The following is a 9,245-nucleotide window of genomic DNA, read 5'->3' on the forward strand; positions in this document are numbered from 1 at the left end:
CCACTCGGTGGTGACGGTGCGGGCCTGCGGCGTGCCGGCGGCTTCGGTGCGGGAAATCTCCAGGCCACGGTCGTTGTAGGTGTAGGTGGTGAGGTGGCCTTTCCAGTCTGTTTTGCTTTCCAACCTTCCGTCCGGTGTGTAGGTATAGGCGCGGTTAGCGCCAACACAATTCAGGCTTGCCACCCCATCGACAGAAACGAGCCGATTCAAGCCATTAATAAGTTTGAATGAATAAACGCTTTGTTTTTCAAGTGCGTTGGTAACCGTGATTTTTCCATCGCTGTGATACGTCAATCGGGTTCGCTCCGCTCCCTCTGCATGCTCGCTCAAGACAGGGCGGCCTTGATCATCATAGGCCCAAGTCTGGAAACGTACTCCACGCTCATCGGTAATCCCAGTCAAAGCCGTGGGAAACCTACTATCCTCGTAATGCATTACCGATGCTCCACCGATAGAGTGGGTCGCATTGGTTAATAAATTGTTGGAGTTGTACTCATAAATTATGTTGATATCATTGGATAGCTTTACCATTTTCAATAATCCATTTGCATGGTAGGTCAATAAGAGGTCGGTGCCGTTGGGGTAAGAAATTTTCTTGATCCAACGATTTGCGTCATAGGTCAAGCTAATAGTTTGATGATGGCGATCGGTTACCTGTAAGAGACTGCCATGTTCATCATAGACTTCGGTCTCGTTGTCAGGGGTAATGACCTGCCACCGTATCGCTTCGTCTGATGCTTTTTCTGAGGAAAGAAGATAGTTAATGTCTCCATCCGCCTTCCATAAGCCATTGGTAAGAGAAAAGCGCAATGCTTGTCCGTCGTCACGGTAAAGTGTAACTGAACGTATAGCGCTGTTTTGGGTTTCAACGAGGCGGCGCTCAAAGGTATGGCGCCAATGCTTATTCATGCGGCTTGCATAATAATGTTCGCGACTGGAGTAGTAGCGTCGAAAAAACCAACCTTTCGAGGCTTCAATGGTTAGGTCGATAATGCTTTCTTGTTTGCTGCGGCTTGAGAGGTTTATGGGGTTTCCGGAAAACGCAATTCCTAATTCCGGTTTGCACTGCGAGGGGGCTTTCGCAACATCTTCGCCTACCGGTATGCATTGATTTGATGAGAATGTGTAACCTGAGGGGCAGCGAACCGTGCGGGTTCGGAAGATTGTCCAACTGTCATGAGTATTGCAGTAAGAAATGCTGATATGCCGAGCATTTCTTCTTTCTACTCCCAGGCTGTAAGCCGGAAGATCGTTCGAACTTCCACAGGCTCCCTTGACAGGCTCCGTAGCTGTACCCCAGACACCTCTCGACGCTACGCTTGCATCGCCACAGCGATTGTAGCGGGCAACTCCAGCTTGTATTGCTGCTTCCTCACTTGGATAAGGAACTTCGGTTTCGCAACGAATGCCGGTATATTTCCATTCCGATACTTCAGGTGCAACAGGAACCTGCTCGGATAAAGCTGGTGTTGGCCAGCCGAGATAAAGAAGGAATGAAGAAAAAGAAACGCTAAGATGCGTTATGGTTTTTTTGAATCTGAACATTTCACTCATCTCGAACTCCCTTTCATATGGTGAGATATATCGCGGCAATCTGTTTGGCGTGGGCTGAAGAAGATAAGAATCTATCTTTAAAGTAGTACCGCGCCGTATTGATTACGAGAGAAACACAGATCATACAAACGAAAAACGGAGAAGTGGGGATGTATAAGCCAAAATCATGAAGAGCCTCACAGCCCATCTCAAATTTAAAGCATGCCTTATATGAAGGGTGCTCCGATGTGGGCATCGGCTTATTCATCTGCCATAGGCTCCATAGGTGGAGTCATCGCAACCCCAATGCGGCCGGCTTTTCAGGCGCCGCCGTTCCGGTTCTCCAACATCCCCACCGCCACCTCCGGCCCTTGCTCCCTCAGTGCGCCATACACCTGCACCAGATCCGCACCGGCGTTGAGGCGGTCGTTTAGGTGGGCGGCGGTCTGGATGCCGCCTACTGAGAGCAGGGCCATGCGGGGGCCGCAGTGGGCGCGCAGGCGTTCGGTCTGGATGCAGGCCTGGGCTTGGGCGATGGGGTTTTGCCAGTGGCGGTAGCGCCGGGGTGTGGCCGGTGGGCCGGGGTCGTGGGCGGCGAGGAGGGCGTCGAAGCCCAGGTCGCGCAGCAGGGCGGTGAGGTCGAGGGGGAGGTCGTCCGGCAGGCAGCGCAGCTTGGCCGCCAGCGGGACCTTGCGGCCGCCGAGCTGGTCGAGGCGCTGCTGTCGTTCGCGCAGGCTGGCCAGCAGCCGGGTCAGGCGCGGGCGGGCGCCGGGTTCCAGCAAGGGGGCGCAGGCCGGGTGGATCAGGTTGAGCATGAGGTAGTCCGCCTGCGGCCAGAGCCGGGCGAACGCTTCGTGCAACTCGGCCTCGGGAATATCCGGGGCCAGGCCGAGGTTGATGCCCAGCCGCGCCGTTCCCGTGCTGTGGCGCAGGTCGGATAAGGCGGCCGGGTGGAGGCTGCCCACTTCGATGAAACCGAAGCCCAGCGATCCGGCCTGTCGCCCCAGGCGGCCATGGCGGTCGAAGCCGGCGGCGATGCCCAGGGGCGTGTCGAAGCGCAGGCCCATGGCCTCGACCGGTCGGGAGGGGGGCTCCACGATGGCAAAGCGGGCGGCGGCGCAGGCCAGACCCAGGCGCAGGCGTTCGCGGAGGTGGTGCAGCGCGGTATCCGGCAGGCGGGGTTCAGCCATGCTGGCGCTCGAAGGCCGTCATGAACTCGACCAATTGGTCCACGCCGGCCAGCGGCATGGCGTTGTAGAGGCTGGCACGAACGCCGCCCAGCGCCGGGTGCCCGTGCAGATTGAGCAGGCCGTGGCGTTCGGCGCTGCTCAGGAACAGCGGTAACAGCCGTTCCTCGCTGAGCTGGAAGCAGACGTTCACCCGCGAGCGGTCGGTGGTGTGCTGGGGGCAGAGGTAGAGGTCGCTGCCGTCGATGCAGCGATAGAGCTTCCGGCTCTTTTCCAGGCCTAGGGCGGCGATGGCGGCGAGGCCACCCTGGCGGGCGATCCAGCGCAGCATCGATCCGGCGCAATGCAGGGCATGCAGCGGCGGCGTGTTCAGGCGGCTGTTGGCCTCGGCCTGCAGGGCATAGCTGAACACCGAGGGCAGGCCGGGGCGCGGCGGCCTGAGCAGGTCGTCGCGGACGATCACCAGGCAGAGCCCGGCGATGCCCAGGTTCTTCTGGGCGCTGGCATAGATCAGGCCGAAGCGTTCCAGCGGCAGCGGACGGGTGAGGAAGTCCGAACTCATGTCCGCCACCAGCGGTACCGGCAGCTCGGGAAACTCATGCAGTTGCAGGCCGTCGCCGGTCTCGTTGCTGGTGACGTGGCAATAGCCCATGTCCGCATCGAGCTGCCATGTCTCGACGGGCGGGAGGGCGCGGAAATTCATGCCGGCGCCGCTGGCGATGACTTTCAGCGGAGCGTGCCGACGTGCCTCGGCGATGGCCTTGCGCGCCCAGTGGCCGCTTTCCAGGTAGCCGGCGGATTGGTCCGGCGCCAACAGATTTAGCGGCAGCAGGGCGAATTGGGCGGATGCGCCGCCCTGGAGGAACAGCACATGGTAGTGATCGGGCAGCGGCAGCATGGCGCGCAGGTCCTGTTCGACCTCCTCCTGCATCTGCCTGACGGCCGCCGCGCCGAACGGTTGCTCCAGCGGGCCCTGTTCGACCAATGCTTCGCGCAATGCCACGCGCACATCGGCGGGCAGCGGGGAGGGGCCGGCGGCGAAGTTGTAGCTCGCCTCAGAACAGGTGCAGGCCATGTCCGCCGGCCGCCATCAAAAACAGCAAGGGCATCGAGAGGATGGTGTTGCTGCGCGAGGACAGGAAGGTGATGCGTGAGCAGCGCACCCGCTCTTCGAAGCTCGCCGGCACGAAGCCGAGCAGCTTCTTCTGGTGCGGCCAGAGCACCAGCCAGAGGTTGAGCAGCATCAGCGTGCCGATCCAGGCGCCGAGGCCGATCACCGCCAGCGGGCCGCGCAATAACAGTGCATCGGGCAGCCAGCCGCGCTGCCAGAGCATCGCCATGCCAGTCGCCCAGACCACCAGCGAGGCGTAGCGGAAGATGCCGTGTTCGCGCCTCATTCGCCGTTCCAGGTCGCGTTCCAGGGCCGCGGCGTCGCCGCGGAACGGCACGTAGGCCGGTTGTTGCACGAAGCTGGCGTAGTTGTGGCCGATCCAGACCAGGGCGAACAGCAGGTGGGCGTAGCGGGCCAGGAGATCGAGGACGAGCATGATTCCTCCTAGGCGACCAGCCAGAAGCGCAGCAGCAGGTAGACGCCCAGGGTCAGGGTCAGCCCGGCGCCCAGGGTTCCGGCGAAGCTGTCGTGGGGCAGTTTCATGGCTCGACTCCCTGACTGGCGTGGCGCGGTATCAGCGGCGCATCGACGAGCCGCGCCCGCTGGGCCTGCTGCACGGCCTGCTGGATCAGGGCGTGATGCGGCGACTTGCTGCAGGCGGGGTCGGCTTCGTCGCCTGCGCCGGTCAGCAGCAGCGCCTGGCAGCGGCAGCCGCCGAAGTCGGTTTCCTTCTCGCTGCAACTGCGGCAGGGCTCGGGCATCCAGGCATCGCCCCGGTAGAGCTGGAACACCGGCGAGTCGTGCCAGATGGCTTCGAGCCGTTGCCGGCGAATATTGGGAAACTCCAGGTTCTGGAAACTGGTGGCTTGGGAGCAGGGCAGCACGTCTCCGTTGGGGGCGATGGTCAGGTGGATCGCGCCCCAGCCGTTCATGCAGGCTTTCGGGCGGCCTTCGTAGTAATCCGGGATGACGAAGAACAGGGTGAGGCGGTCGCCCAGCCGGGCGCGGGCTTCTTGTACGGCGGCTTCGGCGCGCTCCAGTTCCTCGCGGGTGGGCATCAACTGGTCGCGATTGAGCAGCGCCCAGTTGTAGTACTGCACGTTGGCCAGCTCGAGGTATTCCACCCCCAGCTCGGCGGCGAACTCGATGATGTCCGGCACCTGGCCGATGTTCTGCCGGGTGATGGGCACGTTGAGCACCATGGGGAAGTCCAGCGCCTTGATCGAGCGGGCGATGGCCAGCTTGCGTTCCCAGCAGTCGACACCGGCCAGTTGCCGGGCCACGTCGCGGTCGGTGGACTGGAAGCCGAGTTGGATGTGGCGCAGGCCGGCGTCCTTCAAGGCGCGCAGGCGTGCCTCGGTGAGGCCGATGCCGGAGGTGATCAGGTTGGTGTAGTAGCCCAGGCGATCGGCCTCGGCGACGAGGGTTTCCAGGTCTTTGCGCAGGGTTGGCTCGCCGCCGGAAAAGCCGATCTGCATGGCGCCGAGGGCGCGGGCCTGACTCATCGCGTCGATCCATTCGGCGGTGTCCAGTTCGTGCTGTCGGTAATCGGCGAATTGCCGCGGGTTGCTGCAGAAGGCGCATTGCAGGGCGCACTGGTAGGTCAGCTCCAGCAACAGCCAGACCGGATTGCCGCCGCCATCAAGCCGTGGTTCGGACCCAGCCTTTGCCATGGGATACCTCCAGAAAGTTCAAGATGCCGTTACTTATCGTTGTTTCGTCTGCGCCGCAGTAGCGTTTGCAAAGTTGTTCGATTATTTGCCCAACCGTATTCTTGCCGTCGCATAGTTTAAGAATGTCGCCACCGGTTTCGTTCAACTTGACGATGCCTTCCGGATAAAGAAGAACATGCGCCTGTTGCGAGTCTTCCCAGCGGAACAGGAACGGAGGGCGGATTTCGAAACGGTCTTGCGGCGTGATGGCGTGCGCGCTCATGAGCATCTCCTCGATGCGGCATGGCGCCAGGCGGGGCGCCATGCCACGGTGGGTCAGCGCACGTAGACGTACGCGGTCACTTCGAAGCCCAGGCGAAGGTCGCAAAAGGCCGGGTCGATCCACTGCATGGTTGGTCTCCTGTTTCGGAAAAAGGATTGTTTCGATGACGCACCTTGAAACTAGGGCAACTTTTCCCGTGGCCTGATACGACTTTGGAAGGAACTTTCCGGGTATTTGGTAGTGGCTGGATTGTTGTTTGTTGCGGAATCGTTTATTTGAGGCGGTTTTTGATTTTCATCAAGGGCGAAGTTTCGCTGGCCTAATAAGTTCAATAGCTTTTATTTCGTCGTTGGGCCTGTTTCGGTGGCCCTCCCACCAAAGCACTCCTCCTCTACAACCAAGGCACAATGGCCAAGTGATGGCCGGCTCTGCCTAATGCCGGAACCGAACAACAAGAAAACCGGTGACATGGCCAGCAGGCGAGCCAGCCGGAGCCGCGAGGTGCTACATGCGCACGTTCTCTCTGCCCCCCATTGCCGTGGCTCTGGTCCAGGGCCTGCTCATGGTCGTTCTGCTGTTCGCCGTCGGCAGCGGCTGGTCGATGGCGTTGGCGATACCGCTGGCGCTGGCGGTGGCCGGGCTGTCATGGCTGGCGCGGCGGCCTACGGTGGCGCCGTTGGACGAGATAAAGGGGCCGGATATCGGCCGTCTGGCCCGCGACCTGGCGCATACCACCAGCCACAACGCGCTGTCGGCGGCGGGTGTGTCCTACGCGGTGCAGCGATTGGCGGAGAAGCTGCAGTCGCAGTTATCGGCGGCGGTGACCATCGTCGGCAGCGCCGAAACCATGATCCACACCGAGGAAGCCACCTCGGCCCTCAGCCAGCAGGCCCGCGATGCCGCCAGCGAGGCGCGGCGCAGCAGCGATGAGGGCCGAGAGCTGGTGACTTCGGCCATCGCCTGCATGCACCAGTTGAGCCTGCGTGCCAGCGCCAGCCGCGAGTTGATCGAGGCGCTCAGCCAGCGCAGCGAGGAAATCCAGCGGGTGACGCTGGTGATCCAGTCCATCGCCAGCCAGACCAACCTGCTCGCCCTCAACGCGGCTATCGAGGCGGCGCGGGCCGGCGAGCACGGGCGCGGCTTCGCGGTGGTGGCCGACGAGGTGCGCGGGTTGGCCGGGCGCACCGCCAGCGCCACCGAGGAAGTCGGGCAGATGGTGGCGGACATCCAGAGCCGCACGGCGGAGGTGGTGGAGCAGATTCGCCAGCTCAGTAGCGATTTGGACGATGGCGTCGGCCAGGTGGAGCGCAGCGGCCAGCGCCTGGAGAGCATCGCCGGGCTGGCGCTGGAGGTGGAGAACCAGATCACCGAGATCGCCCAGGGCGCGGAAACCAACCGTCAGCAACTGAGCAGCCTGTTCGCCGCCATCGAACAGATGCGCGGCGACCTGCGCGCCAGCGAAGAGCAGACCCAGCACCTGGCCGAGGCGGCGATGCAACTGGAGGGGCAGGCCGAGACCATCAGCGAGCGGCTCGCCGAGGTGGGCCTGAACGACTATCACCAGCGGGTCTACGACCTGGCCCGCGAAGGCGCCCAGGCGATCGCCGAGCGTTTCGAGGCGGACATCGACAGCGGCCGGATCGGCCTCGACGACTTGTTCGACCGCCAGTATCAGCCATTGCCGAATACCCACCCGACCAAGTTCCGAACGCGCTTCGACAGCTATACCGATCAGGTGCTGCCAGCGATCCAGGAGCCGCTGCTGAGTCGTCACGAGGGCATGGTGTTCGCCATCGCCTGCACACCGGAAGGCTACGTACCGACTCACAACCTGGCGTTCAGCCACGCGCCCACCGGCGACCGCCAGCAGGACATGGCGCGCAGCCGCAGCAAGCGCAAATTCACCGACCGCACCGGCATCCGCTGCGGTAGTCACCAGCAGCCGCTGCTGTTGCAGACCTACACCCGCGATACCGGCGAGCTGATGCATGACCTGTCGGTGCCGATCTTCATCAAGGGCCGGCATTGGGGCGGCCTGCGCCTGGGCTACCGGCCGGAAGGGGCGGAGCGTCCGGGTAACCCGGCGGTCGCCCAGACCCGACCGGCGCGGGGGAGAGTGGGGCAGCCGGCGTGAGTCCTCTCCGTGGAAGCGAATTCATTCGCGATTGGCGAAGCACCGTCGTCACCCATCGCGAATGAATTCGCTCCCACTCCGGGCAACCCATTGCCCATTGGAGCGCGTAGCCCGGATCAGCCTTGGCGCAATCCGGGGGCTGTGGTCCCGGATTGCGCTTCGCTTATCCGGGCTACATGGCCAATGCACTTCGGAGGGGCGGATTCATCCACCCGCGAGGCTTCGTCGGGAGAATGAATTCGCCCCTACACCGGCCATCTTTGTGGGAGCGAATTCATTCGCGATTGGCGAAGCACCGTCGTCACTCGCGAATGAATTCGCTCACTCCGGGCAACCCTCTGGTCCATCGGTGGAAGCATCCAGGCCAGTCCCGTGACCCGCGTCGCAGGGCCTCGCGAATCTACTACCAAATAACGAGATGCTCTGTGCGAATGGCGCATTCCACGGCTTCCCGACCCCTGCAAAGATCGGTTCCATGACCTGTCCCACGTTGGGGCCAGGCTCCGACAAGAAGAGGCCAACCACCATGATCTATGCGCAACCCGGTACCCCTGGCGCCATCGTTTCCTTCAAACCGCGCTACGGCAACTACATCGGCGGCGAGTTCGTCGCACCGGTGAACGGGCAGTACTTCACCAACACCTCGCCGGTGAACGGCGAGGTCATCGCCGAATTCCCCCGCTCCGACGCCGCCGACATCGAGCGCGCGCTGGACGCCGCCCATGCCGCCGCCGATGCCTGGGGCCGCACCTCGGTGCAGGATCGCTCCAACGTCCTGCTGAAGATCGCCGACCGCATCGAACAGAACCTGGAAGTCCTCGCTGTCGCCGAGACCTGGGACAACGGCAAAGCCGTGCGCGAAACCCTGAACGCCGACGTGCCGCTGGCCGCCGATCACTTCCGCTACTTCGCCGGCTGCATCCGCGCCCAGGAAGGCGGCGCCGCCGAGATCAACGACAACACCGCCGCCTATCACTTCCACGAGCCGCTGGGCGTGGTCGGGCAGATCATCCCGTGGAACTTCCCGCTGCTGATGGCCGCCTGGAAACTCGCCCCGGCCCTGGCCGCCGGCAACTGCGTGGTGCTCAAGCCCGCCGAGCAGACCCCGCTGTCGATCATGGTCCTCGCCGAAATCATCGGCGACCTGCTTCCGGCCGGCGTGCTGAACATCGTCCAGGGCTTCGGCCGCGAAGCCGGCCAGGCGCTGGCCACCAGCACCCGCATCGCCAAGATCGCTTTCACCGGCTCGACCCCGGTGGGCGCACACATCCTCCGTTGCGCCGCCGATAACATCATCCCGTCCACCGTGGAACTGGGCGGCAAGTCGCCGAACATCTACTTCGAA

General features: G+C 62.7%; 9 protein-coding genes. 2 read left to right on the forward strand and 7 right to left on the reverse strand.

Annotation, left to right across the window (positions count from 1 at the left end; translation table 11 throughout):
* The 7 genes from BZL41_RS23110 to pqqA form a co-directional block, all read right to left on the reverse strand.
* Positions 1-1,554, reverse strand: a 1,554-nt coding sequence (locus BZL41_RS23110; protein ID WP_143518148.1) for a DUF6531 domain-containing protein, incomplete at its 3' end; no start/stop codon positions are given.
* A 299-nt stretch (positions 1,555-1,853) separates the two neighbouring features.
* The gene (locus BZL41_RS23115; RefSeq protein ID WP_095601433.1) at positions 1,854-2,723 is read right to left on the reverse strand and encodes a phosphoserine aminotransferase; all 870 of its coding nucleotides are present in this window, start codon (positions 2,721-2,723) and stop codon (positions 1,854-1,856) included.
* Positions 2,716-3,795 (reverse strand): 3-phosphoserine/phosphohydroxythreonine transaminase, encoded by a 1,080-nt coding sequence (gene serC / locus BZL41_RS23120; RefSeq protein ID WP_095601434.1) that lies wholly within the window; start codon positions 3,793-3,795, stop codon positions 2,716-2,718. The genes BZL41_RS23115 and serC overlap by 8 nt, the downstream gene beginning before the upstream one ends.
* Complete coding sequence (locus BZL41_RS23125) at positions 3,776-4,267, reverse strand: urate hydroxylase PuuD (protein WP_371916562.1); 492 nt, start codon at positions 4,265-4,267, stop codon at positions 3,776-3,778. Before BZL41_RS23125 ends, serC begins: the two co-directional genes overlap by 20 nt.
* Positions 4,268-4,370: 103 nt before the next feature.
* Positions 4,371-5,504, reverse strand: coding sequence for a pyrroloquinoline quinone biosynthesis protein PqqE (gene pqqE, locus BZL41_RS23130; protein WP_095601436.1), 1,134 nt, complete (start codon positions 5,502-5,504; stop codon positions 4,371-4,373).
* Complete coding sequence (gene pqqD, locus BZL41_RS23135; protein WP_095601437.1) at positions 5,473-5,766, reverse strand: pyrroloquinoline quinone biosynthesis peptide chaperone PqqD; 294 nt, start codon at positions 5,764-5,766, stop codon at positions 5,473-5,475. The genes pqqE and pqqD overlap by 32 nt, the downstream gene beginning before the upstream one ends.
* 53 nt (positions 5,767-5,819) lie before the next feature.
* The gene (gene pqqA / locus BZL41_RS29540; RefSeq protein WP_076714217.1) at positions 5,820-5,894 is read right to left on the reverse strand and encodes a pyrroloquinoline quinone precursor peptide PqqA; all 75 of its coding nucleotides are present in this window, start codon (positions 5,892-5,894) and stop codon (positions 5,820-5,822) included.
* 719 nt (positions 5,895-6,613) lie between these two features.
* On the opposite strand from pqqA, the gene BZL41_RS23145 reads away from it, so the two are divergent.
* Together BZL41_RS23145 and BZL41_RS23150 are read left to right on the forward strand one after the other, a co-directional pair.
* Positions 6,614-7,900: a methyl-accepting chemotaxis protein gene (locus tag BZL41_RS23145; protein ID WP_371916563.1), complete on the forward strand. Its 1,287-nt coding sequence runs from the start codon at positions 6,614-6,616 to the stop codon at positions 7,898-7,900.
* Between the two features lie 526 nt (positions 7,901-8,426).
* Positions 8,427-9,245: aldehyde dehydrogenase family protein (locus BZL41_RS23150; RefSeq protein WP_143518149.1), on the forward strand; the 819-nt coding region annotated here is incomplete at its 3' end.

The organism is Pseudomonas sp. PIC25, assembly GCF_002286785.1.
Lineage (GTDB): Bacteria > Pseudomonadota > Gammaproteobacteria > Pseudomonadales > Pseudomonadaceae > Pseudomonas_M.

Excerpts from the sequence above, each read along its gene's own strand:
- BZL41_RS23115 (WP_095601433.1), bottom strand. The coding sequence starts at position 2,723 with ATGGCTGAACCCCGCCTGCCGGATACCGCGCTGCACCACCTCCGCGAA.
- serC (WP_095601434.1), bottom strand. The coding sequence starts at position 3,795 with ATGGCCTGCACCTGTTCTGAGGCGAGCTACAACTTCGCCGCCGGCCCC.
- BZL41_RS23125 (WP_371916562.1), bottom strand. The coding sequence starts at position 4,267 with ATGCTCGTCCTCGATCTCCTGGCCCGCTACGCCCACCTGCTGTTCGCC.
- pqqE (WP_095601436.1), bottom strand. The coding sequence starts at position 5,504 with ATGGCAAAGGCTGGGTCCGAACCACGGCTTGATGGCGGCGGCAATCCG.
- pqqD (WP_095601437.1), bottom strand. The coding sequence starts at position 5,766 with ATGAGCGCGCACGCCATCACGCCGCAAGACCGTTTCGAAATCCGCCCT.
- BZL41_RS23145 (WP_371916563.1), top strand. The coding sequence starts at position 6,614 with ATGATCCACACCGAGGAAGCCACCTCGGCCCTCAGCCAGCAGGCCCGC.